This window comes from Caulobacter soli (assembly GCF_011045195.1).
Classification (GTDB): Bacteria; Pseudomonadota; Alphaproteobacteria; order Caulobacterales; family Caulobacteraceae; genus Caulobacter; species Caulobacter soli.
The window spans coordinates 407,242-432,667 of record NZ_CP049199.1 but is presented as its reverse complement, the minus strand read 5'-3'; the positions used below and the strand labels follow the sequence as shown (position 1 = coordinate 432,667).

The window sequence follows — 25,426 nt, the reverse complement described above, 5'->3', positions numbered from 1 at the left end:
GCGACCAGGGGGATGGCGGCCAAAAGCGCCCAGACGCCCGGACGCAGGAAGGGCGGTTTACAGAGTCTGGACGGAACCAAGCGTTGCAATACCACCCCCAGCGAACACGGTTAACGCGAGCGGTTTACACCGTTCCGGTCTCGGACCGCGCCAGGACGCTACGTCGCACCCCGTACAGCAGATACACCGCCGCCCCGATCCCATGGGCGATCAGGAAGTAGAGCTGGGTCTTCGCCGGCAGGCTGGAGAACAGGTAGAGGCATCCCAGGATCGCCCCGGGCGCCACCAATTGCCACAGCGGGGTGGAGAACACCCGGGGGCGGGCGGGATCGCGCACCCGCAGGATGATCACCGAGGCGCCCACGGCGATGAAGGCCGCCAGGGTGCCGGCGTTGGCCAGCTCGGCGATGTCCTTCAGCGACAGCAGGCCCGACAGGCCGGCCGACAGGGCGCCGGTCAGCAGGGTCATCAGCACCGGGGTGCCGGTCTTCTTGTTCACCCGTGACAGGGCCTGGGGCAGCAGGCCGTCGCGGGCCATGACGAAGAAGATCCGGCTCTGGCCGTACATGAAGGCCAGGATCACGGTCGGCAGGGCGACGACGGCGGCCAGGGCCACCAGCTGGGCCATGCGCGGATGGCTCAACGCCTCCAGGATGAAGACCAGCGGGGCTTCGCTCTTGGAGAACACCTCGGCCCGCGAGGCCCCGATCGCGACGGCGGCGACCACCATGTAGATCAGGGTGCAGACCAGCATCGAGCCGACGATGCCGATGGTCAGGTCGCGCTTGGGGTTCTTGGTCTCCTCGGCGGCGGTCGACACCGCGTCGAACCCGTAGAAGGCGAAGAAGATCAGGCTGGCGGCGGCCATGACCCCCACCTTCACCCCGTCCGGCCCGGCCGTGGCCGCGAAGCCCTGCGGCAGGAACGGCGTGAAATGGCTGGCGTCGAAGGCCGGCAGGCACAGGGCCACGAACACGGCGAGCGCCGCGATCTTGATGACCACCAGCACCATGTTGACCGTGGCGCTTTCCTTGGTCCCCAGGGCCAGCAGCCCCGCGACGGCGAAGGAAATGATCACGGCGGGCAGGTTGACGATCCCGCCCTGGTGCGGTCCGGCCAGCAGGGCGTGGGGGAAGCCCGCCATCTGGAACAGGCCCTGGGCGTGGGCCGACCAGCCGACGGCCACGGCCGCGCAGACCAGGGTGTATTCCAGGATCAGGCTCCAGCCGACGAACCAGGCCACCGGCTCGCCCATGGCCACGTAGCTGTAGGTGTAGGCGCTGCCCGAGGCCGGGATCATGGTCGACAGCTCGGCGTAGCAGAGCGCCGCGCAGGCGCAGACCGCGCCGGCGATCAGGAACGACAGCATCACCCCCGGCCCGGCCAGCCCCGCCCCGACGCCGGTCAGGGTGTAGATGCCGGTGCCGACGATGGCCCCGACGCCCAGGGCGATCAGATGGTACCAGCTCAGCGTCTTCTTCAGGGCGTGGGCGGCGTCGCCGCCGGCGGTGTCGATCGCCTTGCGGCGCGTCCAGATGCTCAAGGTTCGTCTCCCGACTCTTGGCCGGGACGATGGGCCAGCGGGACGCGGTCGCCAAGGGGATTTAAGCCCCCCCCTGTGGGGGAGGCGATCGCGCAGCGATCGGTGGGGGGAGTTCTGGGGTCGAAAAATCCAGGACACGGGCGCCCGCCGATCACTCCCCCCTCCGTCGGCCTGCGGCCGACACCTCCCCCACGGGGGGAGGCTCTTGGGTTCCTAGATCACCGCGTCGAACGCCGCCCAGTTCGGCATCTCCGCCCCCGCCGCCTTGGCCCCCCTTTGGCGCCCCCGGTTGGCGATGCGGGTGTAGAGCGTCTTCACGCAGCGGCTGCCGGTGGTCTCGAACAGGAACGGGAAGATCCCGTGGACGAAACAGGCCGCGCCGCCCAGCAGCATCGGGACCGCGAAGCTCCAGGCCACGGCCATGTGCTCGCCATAGGTCTCGTCGACCGAACGCGGGTGGCGGGTGAAGGCGTCGAGCATGCAGGGTCCCCGGATTATGCCGTTCCATGATGCCGCGCTTCGCGAGAATGACATGGTCGAAGTCGCCGCCCCGTGGCAGGTATGGAGAATTCAGTTCTCCAGATATGGCCCCACAGAGAATGATCCCGCTCGACCAGATCGACCGCCGCATCCTGGCCATCCTGCAGCAGGACGCCACCACGCCCATCGCCGAGCTGGCCGAGCGGGTGGGCCTGTCCCAGACCCCCTGCTGGAAGCGGGTCAAGCGGCTGCAGGACAGCGGCGTGATCACCGCCCGCGTCGCCCTGATCGACCGCGACGCCCTGGACCTGTCGCTGACCGTGTTCGTGGCGGTGAAGACCGGCCGCCACGACGAGGCGTGGCTGGAGACCTTCGCCAACGGCGCCAAGGCCCTGCCCGAGGTGGTCGAGTTCTACCGGATGAGCGGCGACGTCGACTATCTGCTGAAGGTCGTGGTGCGCGACATCGCCGCCTATGACCGGTTCTACCGCCGCCTGATCGCCACCGCCCCGCTGACCGACGTCTCGTCCAGCTTCGCGATGGAGCAGATCAAGTTCACGACGGCGTTGCCGATCGCGACGGGGTGAAAGTTATCCATAGGGCCGCGCCGCGACCACGACTGCGGACACGCACTGGCCCCACGGCACTGGCCGATAGCCCCCGCGCCTAGCCGTGAGTGTGTGTCCCCGGCCCTCGGCGCGGCCTCTATCCCCGCTCGCGCCGGGATCGGCACCAGCAAACTCAAAGGCTTACACAAAAACGCACGTTTCCTATCCCCACCCTCCGGGACGGCCGCACACTATCGGCATGACCCAGACCCACCACACCCCCGCCCCCCGCCCGTCTCTGGCCCTGACCTGGAGCCAGGCCCTGCAGGCCAAGCTCATGGACGCCCTCGACGCGGCCTGGGCGATGATCGAGCGTAGCGACGACCCGGCCCAGATCCGGAAAGCCCGTGACAAGGCCAAGGCCATCGGCGAACTGGCCGCCATGGCGCGGAAAGTGGCGCAGATCGTGCCCCTGCCGCGCCCGGCGCCGGCGGCCGCCGTCGCGGCACCGGCCGCGCCTATCCTGGCTGAGCTGGCTCCGATGGCGGCCCAGGCCGAGCACGCCCGGCGGGCGATGAAGCTCAAGGGCGGCGGACGCGCACGGTTGTGAAAACTACCCTTCCCTCCCCCTCGTGGGGAGGGTGGCCCGCGTAGCGGGTCGGGTGGGGCTTGATGAGTCAGCAGAACACGCCCCGACCAACGCCCTGCACCGGCCCCCACCCGTCGGCTTCGCCGCCACCCTCCCCGCGAGGGGGAGGGAAAAGGGTGTTTGCCGGTCTTTCTCCTGACGTCATCCGCCGGCGGCGAGGCCGCGCCTTAAAACCTTGGAGGCGAGCCTGTTCTGGCGTCTGGCCGTGTAAAGGACCACCTCTGGCGGCCGCGTCGCGACGGCGCGACGCGCCGTCCTTGACACGGCCAAACGCCAGAGCTCCGATCCACCAAGGCTTTAAGGTGAGGCCCATCCGGGGCGGATGGGATCACGCAGCACATCGATGACCGGGATTTCTGCAATGAGGGCAAGCGATCAACATCTGACTAGGGAAGAGGCTGTGGCCCTCAGCGATGAGTACCGGCGCGCTGCCGATGATTGGCTTGGCAAGTATCTAACTTCCGTACTCGCTGGCCATGGAGCTGGACTAGTCGCGTTGGCGGCATACCTCGCCTCTCGCAGCGTTGCTGTTACTCCCTACTTCTTGCTTGTTGCCTCAGCAGTTTTCTTTCTGCTTGGCACCGGCCTTACCGCCGGAACTATAATTAAATTCCAATGGGCAGCCCAATCTCAAGGTGAAGCCTACCAAAAGATCGTTGATGAAAGAAATTTTGATACATTAACGACCCGAATATCTCGCGAAGAACGAGATGAGTTGATCAATTTTAAGAACTTGATGAGCGAAAATACCGATTCCGCATTCAATTATGCGACACGGGTAGATAAAGATCGCCTACGACAGCTGCAAATATCCGTCGTTATGCTGATGATCGGACTCCTCCTTGCCATTACGGCAATTGCGGTCGGCTCATACCCAAAACAAGAAAAGGCTCTAGGTACGCCTACTTCAAGCGTCAAACCTCGCCTCGAGTTACAGAAGCCAGCGGCAACTTGCTCCGTCCGTGCAGCGAAAGAACGGGCCACCTGCCCCGCTTGATCTACCTAATCCGGCCAAAGATCCTGCACATCGCCCTTCCTATTCAGCATGTGCGTGGCCCGCTTGATCAGCGTCAGCAGGCGCTCGCGCCGCCCGTCGCCGTCATAGGTCAGGGTCGTGCGCGCCAACCCCTCCAGCATGAACCGCGCCAAATCGCGCGAGGCCTGGAACCTAGGCCCCGCGCCGGCGTGGAGGATCTTCAGGAAGTGATCCCCCGCCTGGGCCCGGTCGAACTCGGCCTGGGCCGGGGCCAGCAGGGCGCGGACGGCCGGGTCGGTGCGGCCGGCGGCCTCCAGCTCGGCGAAGGCCAGGAACGGCACGGTGTGCAGCAGGTCCCAGTAGCTGTCGATCGCGTGCTCGGTGACGTCGGCGCCGGCCGGCAGGGCTTCGGCGGCGGCGCGGAACAGGGCCGAGCGCTCGGCCTGGACATGGGCCACGGCGGCCTCGACCAGGGCCTCGCGGGTGGGGAAATGATAGAGCATCGCCCCGCGCGTCAGGCCCGCGGCGTCGGCGATCACCGGGTTGGTCGCGGCGTGATAACCGATCTCGGCGATCAGACGCATGGCGCAGTCGAGAATCCGCGCCCGGGTCTTCAGCGACTTCGGCGTATCCTTGGCGAGGCGGGCGGCGTCCATGAACCTTGATCTAGTGAAAGCGATGCTGCGCTGCAACAGCACAAGGCCAGCAAAGCTTTGCCTTGTCCCACAAGATTTCTTCAATGGTGAAATTTCGGGCGTTGATGCGGCGCAGCGTCGCGCCGTGTGCGGATGGCTGTTTCACGAAAGCGACATGCAATCAGCTTAATCGGCGGACCCAGCGCCCCGATGCGATGCGATCTGCCTTGGGGGGTCATGGCTGGTCCGGGGGGACCCGCGCTCGAACGCCGACCTGAACCGCCGGAGGGGCAAGCATGGTCACCGACATCGACGTCCGTCACTACCGCTCGATCTTCATCAGCGACGTGCACCTGGGCACGCGCGGCTGCCAGGCCGAGCTGCTGCTGGACTTCATCCGCCACGTCGAATGCGACAAGCTGTACCTGGTGGGCGACATCATCGACGGCTGGAAGCTGCGCAGCGGCTGGTACTGGCCCCAGAGCCACAACGACGTGGTGCAGAAGATCCTGCGCCTGGCCCGCAAGGGGGTCGAGGTGATCTACGTGCCCGGCAACCACGACGACCGGGTGCGCGATTTCTGCGGCACGCACTTTGGCGGCGTGGTGGTGGCCCGCGACGTGATCCACGAGGCGGCCGACGGCAAGCGCTACCTGGTGGTGCACGGCGACGAGTTCGACGGCGTGGTGCAGCACGCCAAGTGGCTGGCGTTCCTGGGCGACTGGTCGTACAGAACCATCCTGATGCTGAACACCTTGCTCAATCGCGCACGTCGCAAGCTGGGGTTCGGCTACTGGAGTCTGTCGGCCTACCTGAAGGTCAAGGTGAAGAACGCGCTGCAGTTCATCGAGAATTTCGAAGCCGCCGTCGCCGACGAAGCCCGTCGGCGCGGCGTGGACGGCGTCATCTGTGGACATATCCACAAGGCCGAGATGCGCGAAATCGACGGTATCCTCTATGTGAACGACGGCGATTGGGTGGAAAGCTGCACCGCGCTGGTGGAACATCTGGACGGACGGCTCGAAATCCTGGAATGGTCCAAGCTTAGGTCCTGGTCGGTGATCGATCGGGCACGGGCGCTCACCGTCGAGCCCCCCATTGCGGAGCCTGCCGCCGCCTGATGCGGATACTACTCGCCACAGATGCTTGGGAACCGCAGGTCAATGGCGTGGTTCGCACACTCACCAAGGTGATGGGCGAGCTGAAAGCCATGGGCCATGAGGTCGATGTCGTCAGCCCCGACCAGTTCCCCACCTTCCCGCTTCCGACCTATCCGGAGATCAAGCTGGCCATCGGCGCCTACGAGCCGGTGATGGAGCGCTTCAAGTCGTTCGAGCCCGAGGCGATCCACATCGCCACCGAGGGTCCGATCGGCCTGGCCGCCCGCCGCATCTGCCTGGAATGGAAGCTGCCGTTCACGACCAGCTACCATACGCGGTTCCCGGAATACGTGTCGGCCCGCCTGCCGCTGCCGCTGTCGGCCGGCTACACCTACATGCGCTGGTTCCACAAGCCGTCGGGCCGCCTGATGGTGGCCACGCCCACCATGCGCGACGAGCTGATCCGCCACGGCTTCCGCAACATCTCGCCCTGGACGCGCGGCGTCGACACCGACGTCTTCAAGCCCCGGGTCGAGGGCGAGCCCGACGTGTTCGAGGGCCTGCCCCGGCCGATCTTCCTCAATGTCGGCCGTGTGGCCGTCGAGAAGAACATCGAGGCCTTCGCCGGCCTCGACCTGCCCGGCACCACGGTGATCGTCGGCGACGGCCCCCAACGCGAGGAGCTGGCCGAGAAATATCCGAACGTGGTGTTCGCCGGCGCCAAGTTCGGCGAGGAGCTGGCGCGCTACTTCGCCTGCGCCGACGTGTTCTGCTTCCCCTCCCTGACCGACACCTTCGGCCTGGTGATCCTGGAGGCCATGGCCGCCGGCGTGCCGGTGGCGGCGTTCTCGGCCCCCGGGCCGATCGACATCATCCCCGGCTCGAACGCCGGCGTTCTGGCGCCCGGCCAGACCGACGGCCTGCGCGAGGCGTGCCTGGCCTGCCTGGACATTGACCACGTCACGGTGCGCAAGTTCGCCGAGGGCTTCTCGTGGCGCGCCTGCGCCGAGGAGTTCTACAAGAACCTGCAGCCCTATCCCGAGCCGGAAAAGACCCGGTTCTGGCGGCGGCTGCGACGGCTGGCGCGGCTGCGGCGCAAGCCGGCGGCTTAGATCCTCCCCCCTCTGGGGGAGGCGGCCGAAGGCCGGTGGGGGGAGTCTTAGGATCTTCGATCCTGGATCGACCGCCTGCCGATAACTCCCCCCACCGTCGGCTGCGCCGACACCTCCCCCACAGGGGGAGGACCTGCTCCCTCTAGCCATCCCCGCGCGTTCCTCTAGTCTGACCGGCTTGAGGGGGCGAGCATCTCCACGTGCTGAACACGGCCGAACAGGAAGCCTGGAGCTTCCTCAGCAAGGCGCCGCACTACGCCGCGGCCGACGAGGTCGAGGCCCATTTCGGCCGGGCGATCGCGGCGTTCGGTTATGACCGCTTCTGCGCCACCCTGATCAACGCCGAGCAGCTGGGCCGCGAGCCGCCCACCCTGAGCCGCCAGGACTTCGACGCCTGGGACGCCCGCTACTGGAGCGAGCGGCACGTGGTCCACGACCCGTGCATCAAGCTGCTGCAGAAATCGACCCGCGCCTTTGCCTGGTCCGACGCCCGGCCGCTGGGTGACAACCGGGCCCAGGCCATGTGGGGCGAGGCCTCCGAGTTCGGCATGAACGACGGCTATGTGGTGCGGGTGTTCGGCCCGGCCGGCCACGAGGTGCTGATCCGCATGGCCACCCAGGAACCCGCCGCCGATCCCACCGCCCGCGCCGTGGTCGAGAGCCTGGCCACGGTGTTCGGCACCATCATGCTCAAGCACTGGGAACTGCAGGACGACAACCCGGACTACGGGGTGATCTCCGAGCGCCAGGCCCAGTGCCTGTACTGGGCCAGCCGGGGCAAGACCGACTGGGAGATCGGCGCGATCCTCACCCTGTCGCCCCGCACCGTCCACCACCACATCGAGGCCGCCAAGAAACGCCTGGGCGTGGTCAAACGCCAGGAAGCGGTGATGAAGGCCGGCGAGCTGGGACTGCTGGCCAAGGTGGAGTGAAAAATCCTGGCCCAGTCCCCTGGGTCTCGAACAGCCTCCGCGAGGCTTCCGGGATGACAACGGAATAGAGATCACCCCGCTCGAAGAACGCCGGTCGTTGTCAAATCGCCCAACCGCCCGCATGCTCTCCCCCAAGGCGGAGGGGACACAATGGCGACGATGGAGCTGGGCCGCAGGCCCGCGGCGCACGTGGGGCGGCGCTTCTACCTGATCATGTCGCTGCTGATGGCGGCGGTGATCATCGGCGGCTTCTCGACCACCGTGCCCGACGACTTCACCCACGTGCCCGGCCTGCCGCTGCTGCTGCACGTGCACGGGGCGGTCTTCACCCTGTGGATCTTCGTCTTCGTGGCCCAGCCGGCCTTCATCGCCCGCGGCTCGCTGAAGCTGCACCGCCAGATCGGGATGTTCGGCGCGGGTTTAGCCGGGCTGATGGTGATCATGGGCCTTGCCGCCACGCTCTTCGCGATCCGCAACCACTTCGTGCCGCCGTTCTTCCCGCCCAGCATCTTCCTGGTGATGAACAGCATCGGCATCCTGGTCTTCGGCGGCCTGGTCGCCGGCGGCGTGGCGCTGCGGCGCAAGTCCGAATGGCACAAGCGGCTGATGCTGTGCGCCACGATCTCGATCCTGGGGCCGGGCCTGGGCCGGCTGCTGCCGATGGGTTCGTTCGGCGCGGCCGCGCCGCTGGTGATGTTCGGAGTCATCGCGCTATTCGGTTTCGCGGGCCCCGTGGTCGACCTGGTCGTGCGGCGGCGCATCCATCCGGCCTACTACTGGGGCGTGGGCGCGATCCTGATCAGCATGCTGTTGATCCCCCCGCTGGCCTTCTCGCCGCCGGCCCTGGCGCTGGTGCGGATGCTTAGCGGAGGCTAGCGGTCTCAGCCGGTTATCGGCGATGCATGTCGATGATCCGGCAGCGAACGCTCCAGCCCTCGCCGCCCAGGTCGGTGAAGTCGGTGACCACCAGCTCGTAGACCTCACTGTCCTGACTGAGCGTGCAGACGTCGCCCACCCGCAGCGGCCGGGCGTGGCGCGAGCGGATATGAGCCTCGCGCAGGGTCAGCAGGTTGTCGCACGCCAGCTCGTAGTCCTGCGATCCGAACGGCGAGACCGGGACGGGCGCGCGCTTGGCCATCAGAATTGGGCCATCAGGATTGGACCATCACTGGCGCGACTTGCGGGCCGCGTACTTGGCGTCGCGCTTGTCCTTGGCCTCGGCCTCGGTCGGCGGTCGCCTGCGCGCGGCCTTCTGGTCGGACGCGGCCTGGGCGTCGGCGGCGACCGCCTGCGCCGCCTCGCGCTTGACCGAGCGGACCGCCTGGCGTTCGGCGCGCACGGCCTTCAACTCGGCGGCCGCCTCGACGCCGCGCTCGGCGAACAGCGGATCGACCGCCGCCGCCTTCGGCTTGAACTTGGCGAGCAGCGCCTGCTTGGCCTCGGCGGCGGTCTTCAGCCGGTCGGCCAGCCTGGCGCCCTTGGTCTCGGCCACGACGATCAGGCCTTGGTGCCGCGCAGGGCGTCCGGATCGATCGGCCGGGGCCGCGACGGCTGGCCGCCGGTCGAGCGGGGATCGTTCAGGCCCTTGGGGCCCGAGGGGCGGGTGCCAGAATAGGTCTTCATGGGAGCAACCCCTTCCCGGGGTGCGTCGAGACGACCCGCCAAGCGGACCGACACTCGCCGACGGCGCGTCCTAGCGCCTTGGGGAGAAGCCTAACACGTCGTGGGATGGGACGGTGGAAATACGGTGAGGCCCTCCTAGACCCAGGTTGTCACCCCCGCTTAAACAGCGTCGTGCGCTTGGCCATGAACGCCGCCACGGCCTCGCGGTGATCGGCGCTGGCCACCAGGGCCGGGAGCTCCTCCTCGACATAGGACCGGCCGTCGACCACGCGCTTGGTGGCCTCCACCGCCAGGGGCGCGCGCGAGGCGATCCATTCGGCCAGGTGAAAGGCCTCGGGCAGCAGGCGCTCGGGCGAATGGACGGCCGTGACGATCCCGTCGGCCAGGGCCCGCTCGGGACCGAACTGGGCGCCGGTCAGCAGGTGGGCCTTGGCCCGCGCCACACCGATCAGCCGGGGCAGACGCACGACCGAGGCCATCAGCCCGATATTGACCCCGGAGGCGGCGAACGCCGCCCGGTCGCTGGCCAGGCGGATGTCGCAGGCCAGGGCCAGCTCCAGCCCGCCGCCGAAGCACCAGCCGTCGATCGCGGCGATCACGGGCGTGCGCAGACCTTCGATCCAGTCCATCAGCCGGTTGAAGTTCTCGACCGCCGCCAGGGCGTCGGGCGCGCTGCGGCCGTGAGCCTCGCGCAGGTCGTCGCCGGCGCAGAACACCCCGCCCCGGCCGGTCAGCACGATCGCCCGGGTTTCCCGATCGGCGGTGATCTCCTCGAGGATCTTCACCAGTTGGGCCCGCACGCTCAGCCCCAGGGCGTTGGCCGGCGGGGCGTCCAGCTCCAGCAGCAGGATCGAGCCGGTGGGGCGGCTGACGTGGATCATCGCGCTCATCGGGCGACCGTGGCGGATGAGGGCGAGGTGTTCAACCTTTCCGCGCTCAGCCCTTCTACATCCAGCATTCCGGCGAAGGACGGGATGTTGGGATATAAGGAGATAGGTCGTTTCACGCGCAACCATGCTGCGGCGCAACAGATTCCCCCTTGCCAGAGTTAAACGCTTGTCACAGCTTGGGTGATCTCCGGCGCGGCGTTTCCGCTACGGGGCCTAAAACGAGGGATCGACGCCGGGTTCGCACCACGCGGAACGGTCCACGGAGCGCAGGAAGCCATTCGAGCGTTTGTGTTGCAGCGCCGAAGAGACCGGGGAGCAAGATGAGCACCGACACGCTGGCCCAGACCCAGACCGAGCTGAAGGACCTGTACGAGATCGGCGAGATCCCGCCGGCCTTCCACGTGCCCAAGACCATGTACGCCTGGGCGATCCGCAAGGAACGTCACGGCAAGCCGACCGACGCCATGCAGGTCGAGGTCGTGCCCACCTGGGAGATCGGCGAGGACGAGGTGCTGGTGCTCGTGATGGCCGCCGGGGTCAATTACAACGGCGTCTGGGCCGCCTTGGGCGAGCCGATCAGCCCGCTGGACGGCCACAAGCAGCCCTTCCACGTCGCCGGCTCGGACGCCTCGGGAATCGTCTGGAAGGTCGGCGCCAAGGTCAAGCGCTGGAAGCTGGGCGACGAGGTGGTCATCCACTGTAACCAGGACGACGGCGACGACGAGGAGTGCAACGGCGGCGACCCGATGTTCTCGTCCAGCCAGCGCATCTGGGGCTACGAGACGCCCGACGGCAGCTTCGCCCAGTTCTGCCGGGTGCAGTCGCGCCAGCTGATGCCGCGCCCCAGGCACCTGACCTGGGAAGAGGCCGCCTGCTATACCCTGACCCTCGCCACAGCCTACCGCATGCTGTTCGGCCACAAGCCGCATGAGCTGAAGCCCGGCCAGAACGTGCTGGTCTGGGGCGCCTCGGGCGGGCTGGGCGTCTTCGCCGTGCAACTGGCCGCCGTGGCCGGGGCCAACGCCATCGGCGTGGTCAGCGACGACGACAAGATCGACTTCGTCAAAAGCATGGGCGCCAAGGCGGTGCTGAACCGCAAGGAGTTCGACTGCTGGGGCCAGCTGCCCAAGGTCAACGGCCCCGAGTTCGCCGACTACATGAAGGAGAGCCGCAAGTTCGGCAAAGCCATCTGGCAGGTCACCGGCAACAAGGACGTCGACCTGGTGTTCGAGCACCCAGGCGAGTCGACCTTCCCGGTCTCGGTGTTCGTGGTGAAGCGCGGCGGCATGGTCGCCATCTGCGCCGGCACCAGCGGCTTCAACCTGACCATGGACGCCCGCTTCCTGTGGATGCGCCAGAAGCGCGTCCAGGGCAGCCACTTCGCCAACCTGATGCAGGCCAGCGCCGCCAACCAGCTGGTCATCGACCGCCGCGTGGATCCCTGCCTGTCGGAAGTCTTCCCCTGGAACGACATTCCCGCCGCCCACGAGAAGATGCTGGCCAACCAGCATCTGCCCGGCAACATGGCGGTGCTGGTCTGCGCCCAGCGGCCGGGCCTGCGGACGTTCGAGGAAGTGGTGGAGATCAGCGAGGGATTGTAACGAGCCACCTGGACGTTTCAAGGATTGACCTGACCAATGATCGTCCACTCTCTGGCTCACTAGGCGTTGGCGGGGCGAGAACGAAGTGCGGCAGGGGTTGATTTCTTTGGCTATCGGGCTGGCGACGACGTGCCTTGGCTTGGACATGGCGCTCGCCGCGCCGTCCAAGGCGTGCATGGCCGCCGCCCGACGCATCGGCGACACTGTCGTCCTACCGGCATGGTGCACGGTCGATTTGGAGAACGAGGACCGCAAGGCCAGGCTGCGCCGATTATCGGCTGGCCAAGCCAGTCCACCGCAGTTCTTCGAATATGTCGTGCCCCGCGCATCCCTCGTCGAGACTTTGCCCGGCTTCCCCATCGACGTGCCCGTGCTGCGGGTGGTGTTCGACGAGAACGTACTGTTCGACTTCAATCACGCCGAGGTTCGAACGGACGCCGCCGATGTCATCGATATCATCGCTCAATCGCTGCGCAGCGAGCCGCCGGACGTGGCGCTGTTCATTGCCGGTCATACCGATTCCGTTGGGAGCGATGACTACAACATCGAGCTCTCCAAGCGTCGCGCCGACGCGGTGGCGCACGCTCTGCTGGACCGAGAGATCGGAATGAGCTCGGTGTTTCGCGTCGCTTTCGGCGAAACGATGCCGGTGGCGTCCAACGAGACGGACGCCGGCCGCGCGCAAAACAGACGAGTCGAATTTTTGTTCGCCGCCAAACCCGCTGCAGCGGCCGTGTGGCTGGCCGAACAGGCGGCGAACACCTGTTACGAAGGCGATCGCCAAACCTGGGATCGTTGCCGCAAGGCCATCACCGTCGCTGAAGAGATACAGCGCGACACGCCGATTCTTGCGCCGATGGCGGGTAGAGCCACGCTCGGAAGCGCCAAGAGCGGCGCGGTCGAATTGAACCATGGAACGGCGGCCGGCGTCGATCTGGGCTCCAAGACGGTCAAACTGAACGCCCGGCCGCCGCGCCGTTTCGCCATCGATCTGGGCCGAAAGGCGGTCAGCATCGATCTACCCAACCGTTAGTATGCGCGAGCGTAGGGGTTGAGTTTTTCGTGGCGATGTCCTTAGTTTCTCCTAAGGTGAAGTTTGCCGGCCCACCACTTTGGGTCGGGCGGGGGCGCGTGCATGACAATCGAGGCGGCTGACGACACGGTTGTGTCCAGCGATGAGGGCGATCATGGGGTCGAGGCTTATCTGACACTGGCCTTCAAAGCGGGCAGCGATCTCCGCGCGGATCTGCTTGCACGCCAGGACGCCGACGACAGCGCCAACCTCGTTGCGATTTCCGACGTGGTGGGCTCGCCCGGCGTCGCCCTGACCTCCAGCATGGAGTCGTGGCTCAACGACCACGTCGCAGGTCCGCGGCGTCAAGCGATTGAGCAAGTCAAGCGCAGGTTTACCGCCGACAAGCCGCACAACGGCGCGGCGGGTTGTCTGGTCGAGGCCGAGCGAGAGGCCATCGAGGACCGCTGCGTCGAACAGCGTCGCTTGGCGCGTAAAAGCGTGCGCACACGCCGCCGTTCAGACCTGGAACGGATCGAGATCCTGGAACGCGACATCGCGCAGCATCAAGCCGAATACGCGACCGAAAAGGCCCGGCTGGGACGTGAACCGGTCATTCCCAACAGATGGCTATATCTCGGATTGATGATTGCGGTCGGCATCGCCGAAGCCTTCATCAATTACGACGCCTTTCGCGCCCTGGCGTGGGCCACGCCCTTCATAGCCACGGGCACGACCTTCGCCATTGGCATGGTCATCGCTCTGGCGGCGCACATGCACGGCACTTTGCTCAAGCGCTTTCGCAGCTATTTCGATGACGATGTCGATGAAAACCAGCGCTGGGTCGCCGCGCGCATGTTCTCGATAGGCACCCTGGGTCTCGGTCTGGCGCTGACCGCCGTAAGCTATTCGCGAAACGTCTATTTCGCGCAGACCGCCTTGGGCGACCTAGCGTTCGGCGGCGGAACCGATGGCGGGGCGAGCAAGGCCTGGATCATCGGGGGCTCGCTGCTGGGCAACATGATTGTCTATGTCATCGGTGTCGTCCTGGCGTTTCTGATGCATGACGAAGTGGCGCGTTATCCGGAACTCCGGTTGAAACTCGACAGCGACATCGGCAAGCGCACAGCGCTGGTCTCTGTCATAGACCAAGAGATTTCCCAAAGCCTCAAGGCCGCCGAAACGACGCGAAAGAAAGCCCTTGAGCAGCTCGATCATCGCGACGCCGCCCAACGCAACGCGCCCAAATATAGCGAGAACCGGCGCCTGTTCGAGCAGGTGGCCGGCCAGGACAGTCAAGTGCTCGGGGCCTTGCAGGCCTATCGATCGGCGCTCGTCAAATCGCGCAAGGCCGATGGCGCCATCTACAAGCAACGCGATTTGGACGACGACGAACACATCGTTCTGCTCGACGGCCCTGGATACCAGCACCTTCCCATCAAGCTGAAGTACAACTGATGCGCCAGATCACTGGAATAGCCTTGATCGGCGTGACGCTTCTGGCGGGCTGCGGCCCCTCGCCCAAGTCGCCGGCGACGGCCGCCGCCGCGGGTCCCGCAGGCTTCGAAAAATATTGCAATGCGCCAGGCGTGCCAAAAGCTCTGCGCCAAACCGTGCTGGTCATTGACGAGAACGAGATTCACGCCAACCCCGCGCCTAACCAGATCGCTCCGGAAAACCGCCGGTGGACAATGTGGGTCGGCAGCCTGCTGGGCAAGGCCGGGGATCCAAAATCGAGCGTCTTCGCGCCTCGCGAGCGACTGACCCTTTTGGTGGCGCCCCGCAACGGCGGGGAGCCTCGTACGGTTTTCACAGGATGCTTTCCCGGCTTTTCCGCCGAGGAGGTGCAGGTCATCGCCAGAAATCAAGGCGGCCTTGGATCGGCCAGCAGCGACTTCTTTGGCTCGGGTCCCGTACAGACGGCGACCAAGGACGCGGACCGCTTCCGCAGCTTACTGGGCGCGGCTCTGGCCAGGCTCGGTGATCCCGCGGCCCAGACTTCACCGGCCGGGGGAGACGGCGGCCTCTCGACCAGCAGCCTACTGGTCTCGCTACGACAGAAGCCTCTGGCCGACCTGACCGCGGGCATTCCCCGCATCGTCATCTACTCCGATCTGTCGCGGCTCTCCATAAGCCAAGCCAGCGTGCCCGAAGCGCGCAAAGCGGGCTTCGCCCTAGCCCGCAAGGCGCCGCTCGACTTAAAGCGAGCGGAGGTCTTCGTGGCCGGCGTTCAGCCCAGCACTGAAACCGACAGAACAAAGGCGTTCCTCGACGCCTTCCTACTCGGTTCGGAAGGCCATCTCCGTGGCTTCGGTTCCGGAGATATCGGCTTGCAACAGGCCGCCCCCCAGACGGTTCGGATCTATTCCGGCATGATCCGGTATGGATCGGAAGACGTGCCCATGCGCCTGCGCCTGGCCACGACGAGTGACGGCCGCATTGTCGATTCATGGCTTGCCGTACGCCGCGATATCGAGACAGCGACGCCGTTCGAGGGCGAAATCGTCAGCGACGGGCGCAACGGTGAGATTGGCCGCAACGATGGCAAGGGCCTTGGCCAACTCTGGTCGATCGATCCCGATCCGGAGCCGGAATTTGGCCCTGACATGGCGTTCGGCGGCCTTCGCGGCCTGGAGCTGCATATCCACCCGGACGGGGTTCTCGAAGGCCGGGTGATGGATCCCATGGTCAACATGATCAACGGGAATGCCAAGCCCTACATCGAGTTCAAGCTTCATATCGATGAAAAATCGCAATTCTAACGCTCCGTGAGGAATCTATGTTCACGCCGAAAAGCTTGACCGCGTTCTTTTGCGTAGTGCTTCTGTCCCTGCAGGCAGCCAGCCCAGCTCAGGCCGCCAAGGCTCCCAGGGTGCCCAAGAGTCAGATCGACAGGGCGATCGGCCGCTGCGTCGCCACCGTGGCGATAGGCGCCTTGTTGGGCGCTGCGGTCGGCAACAATTCGGGCCGAGGCAATGCAGGACGAGGCGCCGTGATTGGGGCCGCTGCCGGCGGGGTGGTTTGCGCCGTGATCTTGAAGGTCGCGAAGGACAAGGACGCCTTGCTGGCGCATCAGCAGGAGGCTGTGGCCCTCGGCGGCATGCAGCGGGCCACCTTCGAAGGGCACGACGGCCCAGTGACCTTGATCACGAAATCTCGGGATGTGGAGCAGCCCGCCACGTCCATAGGACCCGTCCGGGTCTGCCGCTATGCTGAATCCCAGGTCGAATTGGGCACGGAACAACAGGCGGATTTGGGCTCGCAACTTTATTGCCGTACCGAAGGCGGAGATTGGACGATCGCCGACGCCAGCGCCCTTAGCCAGGGTTAGCCGCCCTAGCGCCCCATCTCGTCCGCCACCGTTCGCGCCAGCGCCTCGTCGAAATCGGTGACTTCCGCGAACCCCAGCCGCCGCCGGATCTTGGCGTTGTCGATGAACAGCGCGTAGTCGAGGTCCAAGCCCGAGACCGCCTTGGCCAGGGCGCCGCGCGCCACGTCGGGATGGGCCAGCTGGACGTCGCCGGGCCAGTTCAGGTGCTCGGCGAACGAGGCGGCCCAGGCGATGTTGGTCGGGGTGTTGGCGCGGCCCAGGTTGAAGGTCTCGCCGCCCGCCCGGGGATGGACAGCGGCCAGGGCGATCCCCGCCGCCACGTCGTCGACATAGCCGAACGTCGCCCGCCAGCTGGCCCACGGATGGGGGATCACGAAGCGCGGCCGGCCCTGGGCCATCGGCCGGATCGCCCAGGAGAACCGCCGCTGGCGGTCGCCCGGCCCGAACACCATCGGCAGGCGCAGGATGGTGGTCTCGAATCCCGTGGCGGCGCGGGCGGCTTCCTCCAGGGGGATCTTGTCGTAGTCGTCCATCCAGGCCTGGGGATCGCCGGCCGGACGGGGCTTGGCCAGGCGGTAGGGGAAGCGGCTGTCCCGCAGCGGCGCATCCTCGGTCAGCCGGTCCCAGATCGGCGTCGGCCGGCCCTTGCGGTGCAGGCCCTCGTAGTTGCGATAGACGTCGACCGAGCTGACCATCACATAGCGGGCGATCGCGCCGGACAGAGCGTCGAGCAGCGGCAGGGTGTCGGCGGCGGTGTAGGCGATCAGGTCGATCACCGTGTCGGCCTTCAGATCGCGGACGGCCGCCAGCACCGCCGCCGGGTCGCGGCGATCCAGCAGCACCGACCTGGCTCCGGCCGGGACCGCACGGGCGCCGTGATGCGCCACCGCCGCCTCGACCCCGTCAGCGAGCAGCCGCGCGACCACGGGGCCGCCGATGAAACCCGTCCCTCCGAGGACCAGGACGCTCATGCCGTTCTCGAAACTCCCGCCTGAATCGCGCATGCCAGCCTATGCGGGAGGCGGCGCTTCAAGGCAAATCTCCCTTCGTCCGTCTCCCCGGCGAAGGCCGGGGCCCAGGTGAAACCCACGAGCCGCCTCGGATGAATCTGGGTCCCGGCCTTCGCCGAAAAAACGGAGAATAGGAACGCCGACGCTTCAGCGTCATCCGATGAACTTGACGATTGGCACGCCCGCCAACTCGTCGCACAGTCGCGCCCAAACAAGCGTTCGGCCAATAGGCGTTCGGGGAGTGAGACATGGGCTGGAAGAGCAAGACGGCGCTGACGGCCGTGGGCCTGGTGCTGGCGGTGGGGGCCGTGGTGGCGGTGCGCACGGCGACGTTCAAGGCCCCGGCGGCGGTCGACATTTCCAGCATCCACCTGGCCTCGGCCCGGCCCTTCGACGTCGCCCTGGCGGCCCGGCACCTGGGCGAGGCGGTGCGCTTCCAGACCGTCAGCCACCAGGACCCCGTCGAGGACCAGCCGGCCGAGTGGGACAGGCTGCACGCGTGGCTGCAGACCACCTATCCCGACGCCCACCGGGTGATGACCCGCGAGGTCGTGGCCGGCCACGCCCTGGTCTACACCTGGAAGGGAACCGACCCGGCCCTGGCTCCGATCGTGCTGATGGCCCACCAGGACGTAGTGCCAGTCACGCCGGGCAGCGAAGGCGCCTGGACCCATCCGCCGTTCGACGGCGTCGTCGCCGACGGGGCGGTCTGGGGCCGGGGCTCGATCGACGACAAGGGCAGCCTGATCACCCTCTTCGAAGCGCTGGACGGCCTGGCCAAGGCCGGCTTCACCCCGCGCCGCACGGTGATCCTGGTCAGCGGCCACGACGAGGAGGTGCGCGGCGTCGGCGCGCGGGCCGCCGCGGCCCTGCTGAAGGCGCGTGGCGTCAAGGCCCAGTTCGTGCTCGACGAGGGCATGGTGGTGGTCGAGGACCATCCGGTGACCAAGGGCAAGGTCGCCCTGATCGCCACGGCCGAGAAGGGCTACGCCACCCTGACGGTGACCGCCCCCGCCGTCGGCGGCCACTCGTCGGCCCCGCCGCCCCAGACGGGCGTGGCCACCCTGGCCAAGGCGGTGCTGGCCATCGCCGACCATCCGTTCCCGATGAAATTCGACGGCCCCGGCGCCGACATGCTCAAGGCCCTGGCCCCGCACAGCTCGACGACGATCAAGATGGCGGCGGCCAACACCTGGCTGTTCTCGCCGCTGCTGATCAGCCAGACCGCCAAGACCCCGGCGGGCGCGGCCATGCTGCACACCACCATCGCCCCGACCATGCTGAAAGGCTCGCCCAAGGAGAACGTCCTGCCGCAGGACGCCGAGGCCTGGATCAACTATCGCATCGCCCCCGGCGACAGCTCGGCCGACGTGATGGCGCGGGCCAAGGGCGCGGTCGGCGACCTGCCGGTCAAGCTGGCCTGGGCCAAGGCGCCCGACGAGCCCAGCAAGGTGGCCTCGACCACCTCGGACGGCTGGAAGGTCCTGGCCGCCCTGGCTGGCGACGAGAGCAAGGCCCCCGTCGCGCCCGCCCTGATGACCGCCGCCAGCGACAGCCGCTACATGGGTCCGATCGCCGACGACATCTACAAGTTCCAGCCGCTGGAACTGTCGGTGAAGGACACCGAGATGATCCACGGCACCAACGAGCACATGACCCTGGCCAATGTCGAACGCATGGTGCGGTTCTATCAGCGGCTGGTGGAGACGGCGGCGAAGTAGAGACACAAACTCTTCACGGGACCCTGGCCGCGCGATCGGGCTATTGCGCTTCCGGGGCGACGCGCGGGGGCGCGGCGCGGGTGGGCGACTTCCATGGCTGACGACGCACAGGCGCTGGCCGCACGGCCGGCCTCGAACGCCGTGAAGTTCGGCGAGGGCTTCGTGCTCGACGCCTGGTACGTGGCGGCCCTGTCGCCCGAGCTGAAGCCGGGCAAGATGGAAAGCCGAGAGTATCTGGGCGAGCCGGTCGTGATCGGTCGCACCAGGGCCGGCGCCGTCTACGCCCTGCGCGACGTCTGCCCCCACCGCGCCGCCAAGCTGTCGGCCGGCAAGGTCCGCGCCGAACCGGGCGGCGGCGAAACCGTCGAATGCCCCTATCACGGCTGGCGGTTCCACACCGACGGTGGCTGCGCCAAGATCCCGTCCCTGACCGCCGACAATCCGCTGGACGTCTCAAAGGTCCGTGTACGGAAATATCCATTGGTCGAGACCCAGGGCCTGGTGTGGATCTGGATGTCGGCCGATCCGCGCTTCGACGGGCAACCGCCTTTCCCGCCGCCGACGATCCCTGGCGTGGTCGGCGGCAAGCCCAAGCTGATCGACCACCTGGACTACGACATCCATATCGACCACGCCGTTCTGGGCCTGATCGATCCGGCTCACGGGCCGTTCGTCCATCAGCAATGGTGGTGGCGCACCGGGGCCAGCCAGCACGAGAAGTGCAAGGCCTTCGCCCCGTGCGAGGCCGGCTTCACCATGACGCGGCATGAGCCGTCGAAGAACTCCAAGGCCTACGCCATCCTGGGCGGCGAGCCCCAGACCGAGATCACCTTCCGCCTGCCGGGCCTGCGCTGGGAGCATGTGCGGGTGGGCGACAAGCAGGTGCTGGCCCTGTCGGCCATGACCCCGATCAACGCCGGCAGGACGCGGATGAACCAGATCATCTGGTCCGACCATCCGGCCTTCACGGCCCTCTATCCGATGATCCGGGTCGCGGCCCGCGCCTTCCTGCGCCAGGACGGCAAGATCGTCGAGGCCCAGGCCCGAGGCCTGCGCGACAACCCCGCTTTGATGTGGGTGGGCGACGCCGACCAGCAGGGCCGCTGGTACCACCAGCTCAAGCGCGAATGGGCCGCCAGCCGCCGGGAGCGAAGGCCGTTCCGCAATCCCGTGGAGGAGACGACGCTGCGGTGGCGGACCTAGGACGTCGCGTTCAGGACGCTTCGGACTTCCCGTTGTTCAAGGCGCCACCAAGCAGAAGGGCTGAAACCAGCGCTTCCAGCAAGCCCGCGCCGATCATGAACCAGGATAGAGTTCGACCCAGCGCGTCGGCGCCGATGAAGCCCAACCCCGCGAACGCCAACCCACCGAGCACGCCGACAGCGCTTGGCAGGATTGAACCACGGCGCTTTTGACCCGTCGTCATAGCGCCCCTAGTCCTTGCGCACGCACCGCAGGATCAGCTTGTCGATCCGCGAGCCATCCATGTCGACGACCTCGGCGTCGAAGCCGCCCAGCTCGACGATCTCGCCCTCGCGGGGGATGCGGCCCAGGCGGTCGAGGATCAGGCCGGCCACGGTGTGGTAGCCGCCCTCGGCCTGGAAGGTCTCGCCCAGGGCGTCGTTCAGCTCCTGGATGTCGAGACGCGCGTCGACCAGCCAGGTGCCGTCCTCGCGGCGCAGGATGCGGGTCTCGGTCTCGTCGTGGTCCTCGGGGAAGTCGCCGGCGATCATTTCCAGCAGGTCCAGTGGGGTGATCGCCCCCTGGATCGAGCCGAACTCGTCGACCACCAGGGCCATGTGCAGCGGCGTCTGCTTGAACACCGCCATGGCCCGCAGCAGCGACATGGTCTCGGGAATGGCGATCGGCTGCTGGACGTGGCTCTTGATGTCGATGGTCTCGCCGCCCAGGCAGGCGTCCAGCAGGTCCTTCTTGAGGATCACGCCGATGTCGCCGTCCAGGTCGCCTTCGCTGGCCACCACGATGCGCGAATAGGGGCAGTCGCGGATCTCCTTGAGGATCTCTTCCTGGCTGTCGGTCAGCGAGATCCAGAACAGGTCGCGACGCGGGGTCATGGCCACGCGCACGGGGCGGTCGCCCAGGCGCAGCACCTCGTTGATCATCGCCCGCTCCTCGGGTTCGATCAGGCCGGCGTCGGCGCCCTCGGCCAGGACGGTCTCGACCTCCTCGGCGGTCATGTCGTTGGTCCGCTCGTCGCGCACGCCCAGCAGCTTGAGGATGGCGGCGGTCGAGGCGGTCAGCAGGGTGACGAACGGGCGCAGCACCGTGGCGACGATGGCCAGGAACGGGGCCATGCGGCGGGCGATGACATCGGGAAACAGCAGGGCCAGGCGCTTGGGCACCAGTTCGCCCAGGATCACCGACACGTAAGTTAAGCCGATGACGACGATGGTGGTGGCGATAGCCTCGGAATGGGGACCGACCACGGGCTTGGTCGACAGCCAGGTGTCCAGCGCCCCGGCGATCGTCGCCTGGCCGTAGGCGCCGGCCAGGATGCCGATCAGGGTGATGCCCACCTGCACGGCCGACAGGAAGCGCGTCGGATGCTCGGCCATGGCCAGGGCCAGCTTGGCGCCCTTGTCGCCTCGGTCCGCGAAGGTCTGGAGCCGGGCGCGGCGGGCGGAAACCACCGCCAGTTCGGACATGGAAAACACCCCGTTCAGGAGAACGAGGAGCAGGACGACGGCGAGCGCGAGGAGGATCATGGCCCTTCAGGGTTGGCGCGACCCAAGCGGGCGCGGGCGTCCACTATACAAAAGAAAACGCCGCGGCCCACCAGGGACCGCGGCGTCGTCTTGTTTGAAGCCCGAATAGAAGGGCGTCGCCGGCTTATTGAGCCGGGCGAGCCATCGCCGTCTTGTTGGCGGCGACTTGCTTCTGAGCGTCGTGCTGGCCGGGGGGCAGCGGGATCAGACCGCGGCCTTGCAGGTAGCCGCCACGACCGGTCGCGGCGTCGGAGGTGAACTCCGACACGAACTCGGCCAGGCCCGGCGTCACGCCGATGTTGGCCTTCTTGACGTAGATGAACAGGGTGCGCGACAGCGGGTACGAACCGTCGGCGATGGTCTGCGGCGAGGGACGCACGCCGTTGACCGAAGCGCCCTTGATCTTGTCCATGTTCTCTTCGAGGTAGGACCAGCCGAAGACGCCCAGCGAGCCGGGGGTCTTGGTCAGGGTGCCGACGATGGCGTTGTCGTTCTCGCCAGCATCGATCCAGCCGTCGTTACGCAGCGGGTCGACCAGCGACTTGAACTTCTTTTCGTTGTCCGAGCGCAGGGCGTCGGCGGTCGGGAACTTGCGGGCGCCGGCTTCGATGGCCAGTTCCACGAAGGCGTCGCGGGTGCCCGAGGTGGGCGGCGGGCCGTAGACGTTGATGCGGTTGCCCGGCAGGCCCGAACCGACTTCGTCCCAGGTCTTGTACGGGTTGGCGACGAACTGGCCGCCTTTCAGCACTTGCTTGGCCAGGCCGAGATACAGGTGCTCGGTCTTGAAGTTGTAGTCGGCGCCGTCCTTGTCGGTGGCGACGACGATGCCGTCGAAGCCGATCTTGATGGCGACGATGTCCTTCACGCCCTTGGCGGCGCAGGCGTCGAATTCCGACTTCTTCATCGGACGCGAGGCGTTGGCGATGTCGGGGAAGCCTTCACCGGCGCCCGAGCAGAACAGCTTGATGCCGCCGCCGGTGCCGAGGCTTTCGACCTTCGGAGCCTTCTTGCCGGACTTCTTGGCGAAGTTTTCGGCGGTGCGGGTGGCGAACGGGAACACGGTCGAGGAGCCGGCGGCCCAAACGTAGTCGCGGGCGGCGTGGGCGGGGGCGGCGGCGAGGCCCGAAAGGGCGACGGCGGCGGCCGCGCAGGAAAGCAGCTTCTTCATGGAGGACTCCTGGAGTCTCTGGGAGCGGTGAAAGAAGGACCGGGCCGGCTCCCGAAGGAGCCGGCCCGGAGGGTCTTAGAAGTCCAGCTGAGCGCGCAGCTGGAATTGCTTGATGTCCGAGCCGTGCAGCGCGACGACCGGGTCAACCGAGCCGTCGGTGTAGTTGGCTTGGAAGCGGACATAGGCGGTCGGGTAGTAGTTCACGCCCAGGGTCCAGGCCGTGTACTTGCCGGCGTCGGCCGAGAGGGCCTTGGAGGCCACGGTCGAGGCGGTCTTGTAGGCTTCGGTCAGGTCGGCGTAGTCGTAGCGCAGCGCCAGTTCGACGCCGCCGAAGCCGCCCGCGGTGATCGGGTTCAGGATCTTCGGACGCTTCACTTCGCCGGTCGTGGCGTCGTAGTTGCGTTGCTCGCCGGTCGGCCAGAAGCTGACGAAGGCGTAGCCGACCTTGACGTCCGGGTTCGAACCCGGCGCCGAGGTGGCCAGGCGCTCGACCTTGATGTTCGAGTATTCGCCTTGGACCGACAGGCTGTTGTGGATCCACATGCCTTCGGCGGCCAGCGTGGTGTCGCGGTCACCGATGGCGCCGGTCTTGTAGTACAGGCCGTTGGTGCCGTAGTTGGTGTCGGTGCGGCCTTGATAGTTGAAGGCGCCTTCGTTGCCGTGGTTGCGGTAGCGCGCCGACACGGCCAGGTGGACCTTGTCGAAGTCGGTCAGGATCGGCGCGTAGTGCACGCGGCCGGTGAAGCCCAGACGCTCGTTGGAGTTCTGGTTGTTGGTCAGCGTGGCCGAGGTGTTGTTGATGTCGGCGTTGTTGATGCTGTCGCCCTGGATGGCGCCGGTGACGCTCCAGTTCGGGCCGTTGACCTTGCCGACGACGCTCAGCAGGTAGCTGTCGACGCCCATGTCACCGTACGGACCACGGTCCATGAAGGTGGTGAAGCGGGTCGAGGTCAGGTTTTCCAGGCCGGTGGCCTTGATGTTACCGAACAGGATCGAGGTGGTTTCGGTCGGCTTGACCTCGATGACCACGTCGTCCCAGGTCGGCGTGCCGCCGTTCACCCAGCCGCCTTCGGCCTTGTACGCGATGTAGTTGTTCAGCTTGCCTTCGATGCCGAGGAACACCTGGCGACCGCGGATGTTGCTGGTCTTGTAATCGGTGGCGGTGCCGTCACGCGTCACGTCTTGGAACACGCCGTCGACCAGGATCCGGCCGCGGACCTTGAAGTAGACGTCGTCGTTGCTCCACTGCGGAGCGCCCTTCCAGGCGGTGGTGTTGTCTTGCGCGTGAGCCGCGACGCCGAGGCCGCAGGCGAGCATGACGCCCAGCGCCGCGCCGCAGACCAGCGAGGTCTTGTTCCGCATGTGAGAATTCCCCTTGTAGGCTTTGCCCCCCAGCCCGTTGTTCCGGACCAGGTATGAAGCGCTTTACGGGGGTCCCGTGACGGTTCAGCCACCCTTTGATGACAGGACGATGACAAGCCTTTTCAAGGTCTTAATTGTGGCCGGAAGGCCACAGAGACAGTCCCTAAAGCAGACGTGTGCGGATGATTTGAGACAACAGATCAATCAGTGAAACCGCCACGACGATGACCAGGACGATGCAGCCGGTCTGGTCGTATTGGAAGCCGTTGATGGAATCGAGCAGCACCTGGCCCACGCCCCCGGCGCCGATCAGCCCCAGGACGGTCGCCGACCGACTGGACGACTCGAAGCGGTACAGGGCGTAGCTGGTCCACAGCGGCGCGACCTGCGGGATCACACCCCAGACCACCTCCTGCAGCTTGACCGCGCCGGTGGCCCGCACGCCCTCGACCGGGCCCTTGTCGATCGACTCGACCGCCTCGGCGAACAGCTTGGCCAGCACCCCGCCGGTGTTGAACATCAGGGCCATGACCCCGGCGAAGGGTCCCAGGCCCACGGCGGTGATGAAGATCAGCGCCACCACCAGGTCGGGGATCGAGCGGATCAGGTCCAGCAGGCGGCGCACCGGCTGCTGGATCCACCACGGGCTGATGTTGCGCGCGCCCAGCAGGCCCAGCGGGATGGCCACCACGATGGCCAGGGCCGTGCCCCACAGCGCCATCTGGATCGTCTGCCACATCTTGCCGATGTACAGCTCCCAGTCCGCCGCCATGAACGCCTTGGGATCGGTGAACGGCGAGAAGAAGCCGCTGGCGAAGCCCTGCATCTTGCTGGCGTCGGTGAACAGCTGGGGGAACTTGTCGATCTCGGCCGGCTTGAAGCTGATCACCAGCAGGGCGATCACCCCGCCCCACAGCAGCAGATCGAAGGCGCGCGCGGAGAGCGGCTTGCTGGGGGGCGGCGGAATGACGTCGCTGGCTGGGGCGCTCATGGCGGGTCGGTCGTCT

28 protein-coding genes are annotated in these 25,426 nt (G+C 66.8%); 15 read left to right on the top strand and 13 right to left on the bottom strand.

Annotated elements, in window-relative coordinates:
* Nucleotides 1-124: 124 nt before the first annotated feature.
* A complete protein-coding gene (locus tag G3M62_RS02060; protein WP_165184331.1) occupies nt 125-1,543 on the bottom strand; it encodes an amino acid permease in 1,419 nt (472 codons plus the stop codon).
* Nucleotides 1,544-1,756: 213 nt separating this feature from the next.
* The gene (locus G3M62_RS02055; RefSeq protein ID WP_165184329.1) at nt 1,757-2,023 is read right to left on the bottom strand and encodes a DUF6356 family protein; all 267 of its coding nucleotides are present in this window, start codon (nt 2,021-2,023) and stop codon (nt 1,757-1,759) included.
* Between the two features lie 119 nt (nt 2,024-2,142).
* Between G3M62_RS02055 and G3M62_RS02050 the strand changes: the two genes are divergently transcribed.
* The 3 genes from G3M62_RS02050 (at nt 2,143) to G3M62_RS02040 (ending at nt 4,217) form a co-directional block, all read left to right on the top strand.
* Nucleotides 2,143-2,610 (top strand): Lrp/AsnC family transcriptional regulator, encoded by a 468-nt coding sequence (locus G3M62_RS02050; protein WP_246263432.1) that lies wholly within the window; start codon nt 2,143-2,145, stop codon nt 2,608-2,610.
* A gap of 220 nt (nt 2,611-2,830) precedes the next feature.
* Nucleotides 2,831-3,181, top strand: coding sequence for a hypothetical protein (locus G3M62_RS02045; protein ID WP_165184326.1), 351 nt, complete (start codon nt 2,831-2,833; stop codon nt 3,179-3,181).
* Between the two features lie 382 nt (nt 3,182-3,563).
* Nucleotides 3,564-4,217, top strand: a complete 654-nt coding sequence (locus tag G3M62_RS02040) for a hypothetical protein (protein WP_165184324.1) — start codon at nt 3,564-3,566, stop codon at nt 4,215-4,217.
* Between the two features lie 5 nt (nt 4,218-4,222).
* Here G3M62_RS02040 and G3M62_RS02035 read toward each other — a convergent pair whose 3' ends face one another.
* A complete protein-coding gene (locus tag G3M62_RS02035; protein WP_165184322.1) occupies nt 4,223-4,852 on the bottom strand; it encodes a TetR/AcrR family transcriptional regulator in 630 nt (209 codons plus the stop codon).
* Here G3M62_RS02035 and G3M62_RS02030 point away from each other — a divergent pair.
* The 5 genes from G3M62_RS02030 (at nt 4,851) to G3M62_RS02010 (ending at nt 8,851) form a co-directional block, all read left to right on the top strand.
* The gene (locus tag G3M62_RS02030) at nt 4,851-5,021 is read left to right on the top strand and encodes a hypothetical protein (protein WP_165184321.1); all 171 of its coding nucleotides are present in this window, start codon (nt 4,851-4,853) and stop codon (nt 5,019-5,021) included. The genes G3M62_RS02035 and G3M62_RS02030 overlap by 2 nt on opposite strands.
* Nucleotides 5,022-5,127: 106 nt before the next feature.
* On the top strand, nt 5,128-5,952 hold the full coding sequence (locus G3M62_RS02025) for a UDP-2,3-diacylglucosamine diphosphatase (protein WP_165184319.1): 825 nt from the start codon (nt 5,128-5,130) through the stop codon (nt 5,950-5,952).
* Nucleotides 5,952-7,043, top strand: coding sequence for a glycosyltransferase family 4 protein (locus tag G3M62_RS02020; protein WP_165184317.1), 1,092 nt, complete (start codon nt 5,952-5,954; stop codon nt 7,041-7,043). Before G3M62_RS02025 ends, G3M62_RS02020 begins: the two co-directional genes overlap by 1 nt.
* Before the next feature lie 200 nt (nt 7,044-7,243).
* Entirely contained in the window at nt 7,244-7,975 is a 732-nt protein-coding gene (locus G3M62_RS02015; protein ID WP_165184316.1) for a helix-turn-helix transcriptional regulator, read from the top strand.
* Between the two features lie 150 nt (nt 7,976-8,125).
* The gene (locus G3M62_RS02010) at nt 8,126-8,851 is read left to right on the top strand and encodes a hypothetical protein (protein WP_165184314.1); all 726 of its coding nucleotides are present in this window, start codon (nt 8,126-8,128) and stop codon (nt 8,849-8,851) included.
* A 13-nt stretch (nt 8,852-8,864) separates the two neighbouring features.
* Here G3M62_RS02010 and G3M62_RS02005 read toward each other — a convergent pair whose 3' ends face one another.
* From G3M62_RS02005 to G3M62_RS01990, 4 genes are all read right to left on the bottom strand, one after another.
* Nucleotides 8,865-9,113 carry a hypothetical protein gene (locus G3M62_RS02005; protein ID WP_165184312.1) on the bottom strand — a complete coding sequence of 83 codons (249 nt, stop codon included), beginning with the start codon at nt 9,111-9,113 and terminating at the stop codon, nt 8,865-8,867.
* A gap of 27 nt (nt 9,114-9,140) precedes the next feature.
* Nucleotides 9,141-9,467, bottom strand: coding sequence for a DUF6481 family protein (locus G3M62_RS02000; protein WP_165184311.1), 327 nt, complete (start codon nt 9,465-9,467; stop codon nt 9,141-9,143).
* Between the two features lie 5 nt (nt 9,468-9,472).
* A complete protein-coding gene (locus G3M62_RS01995; RefSeq protein WP_165184309.1) occupies nt 9,473-9,598 on the bottom strand; it encodes a hypothetical protein in 126 nt (41 codons plus the stop codon).
* Between the two features lie 149 nt (nt 9,599-9,747).
* Nucleotides 9,748-10,488 (bottom strand): enoyl-CoA hydratase/isomerase family protein, encoded by a 741-nt coding sequence (locus tag G3M62_RS01990; RefSeq protein WP_246263431.1) that lies wholly within the window; start codon nt 10,486-10,488, stop codon nt 9,748-9,750.
* Between the two features lie 320 nt (nt 10,489-10,808).
* On the opposite strand from G3M62_RS01990, the gene ccrA reads away from it, so the two are divergent.
* From ccrA to G3M62_RS01965, 5 genes are all read left to right on the top strand, one after another.
* On the top strand, nt 10,809-12,089 hold the full coding sequence (gene ccrA, locus G3M62_RS01985; RefSeq protein ID WP_165184307.1) for a crotonyl-CoA carboxylase/reductase: 1,281 nt from the start codon (nt 10,809-10,811) through the stop codon (nt 12,087-12,089).
* 85 nt (nt 12,090-12,174) lie between these two features.
* Nucleotides 12,175-13,122, top strand: a complete 948-nt coding sequence (locus G3M62_RS01980) for an OmpA family protein (RefSeq protein WP_205691934.1) — start codon at nt 12,175-12,177, stop codon at nt 13,120-13,122.
* Between the two features lie 102 nt (nt 13,123-13,224).
* Nucleotides 13,225-14,559, top strand: coding sequence for a hypothetical protein (locus G3M62_RS01975; protein WP_165184304.1), 1,335 nt, complete (start codon nt 13,225-13,227; stop codon nt 14,557-14,559).
* Nucleotides 14,559-15,863 (top strand): hypothetical protein, encoded by a 1,305-nt coding sequence (locus G3M62_RS01970; protein ID WP_165184302.1) that lies wholly within the window; start codon nt 14,559-14,561, stop codon nt 15,861-15,863. The genes G3M62_RS01975 and G3M62_RS01970 overlap by 1 nt, the downstream gene beginning before the upstream one ends.
* A 17-nt stretch (nt 15,864-15,880) precedes the next feature.
* Nucleotides 15,881-16,432, top strand: a complete 552-nt coding sequence (locus tag G3M62_RS01965) for a YMGG-like glycine zipper-containing protein (RefSeq protein WP_165184300.1) — start codon at nt 15,881-15,883, stop codon at nt 16,430-16,432.
* A gap of 5 nt (nt 16,433-16,437) precedes the next feature.
* On the opposite strand, the gene G3M62_RS01960 is transcribed toward G3M62_RS01965, so the two are convergent.
* Nucleotides 16,438-17,403: an NAD-dependent epimerase/dehydratase family protein gene (locus G3M62_RS01960; RefSeq protein ID WP_165184299.1), complete on the bottom strand. Its 966-nt coding sequence runs from the start codon at nt 17,401-17,403 to the stop codon at nt 16,438-16,440.
* A gap of 287 nt (nt 17,404-17,690) precedes the next feature.
* Here G3M62_RS01960 and G3M62_RS01955 point away from each other — a divergent pair, with 287 nt between their 5' ends.
* Both G3M62_RS01955 and G3M62_RS01950 read left to right on the top strand, forming a co-directional pair.
* Nucleotides 17,691-19,163, top strand: a complete 1,473-nt coding sequence (locus tag G3M62_RS01955) for a M20 family peptidase (protein WP_165184297.1) — start codon at nt 17,691-17,693, stop codon at nt 19,161-19,163.
* A 93-nt stretch (nt 19,164-19,256) separates the two neighbouring features.
* Nucleotides 19,257-20,366, top strand: coding sequence for an aromatic ring-hydroxylating oxygenase subunit alpha (locus tag G3M62_RS01950; RefSeq protein ID WP_165184295.1), 1,110 nt, complete (start codon nt 19,257-19,259; stop codon nt 20,364-20,366).
* Between the two features lie 10 nt (nt 20,367-20,376).
* On the opposite strand, the gene G3M62_RS01945 is transcribed toward G3M62_RS01950, so the two are convergent.
* The 5 genes from G3M62_RS01945 to phnE form a co-directional block, all read right to left on the bottom strand.
* A complete protein-coding gene (locus G3M62_RS01945) occupies nt 20,377-20,589 on the bottom strand; it encodes a hypothetical protein (RefSeq protein ID WP_165184293.1) in 213 nt (70 codons plus the stop codon).
* 7 nt (nt 20,590-20,596) lie between these two features.
* Complete coding sequence (locus G3M62_RS01940) at nt 20,597-21,889, bottom strand: hemolysin family protein (RefSeq protein WP_165184292.1); 1,293 nt, start codon at nt 21,887-21,889, stop codon at nt 20,597-20,599.
* A gap of 124 nt (nt 21,890-22,013) precedes the next feature.
* Entirely contained in the window at nt 22,014-23,057 is a 1,044-nt protein-coding gene (locus tag G3M62_RS01935; RefSeq protein WP_165184290.1) for a substrate-binding domain-containing protein, read from the bottom strand.
* A gap of 75 nt (nt 23,058-23,132) precedes the next feature.
* Nucleotides 23,133-24,419 carry an OprO/OprP family phosphate-selective porin gene (locus G3M62_RS01930; RefSeq protein WP_165184289.1) on the bottom strand — a complete coding sequence of 429 codons (1,287 nt, stop codon included), beginning with the start codon at nt 24,417-24,419 and terminating at the stop codon, nt 23,133-23,135.
* Nucleotides 24,420-24,582: 163 nt separating this feature from the next.
* Nucleotides 24,583-25,410, bottom strand: a complete 828-nt coding sequence (gene phnE / locus G3M62_RS01925; protein ID WP_165184287.1) for a phosphonate ABC transporter, permease protein PhnE — start codon at nt 25,408-25,410, stop codon at nt 24,583-24,585.
* Between the last annotated feature and the right edge of the window lie 16 nt (nt 25,411-25,426).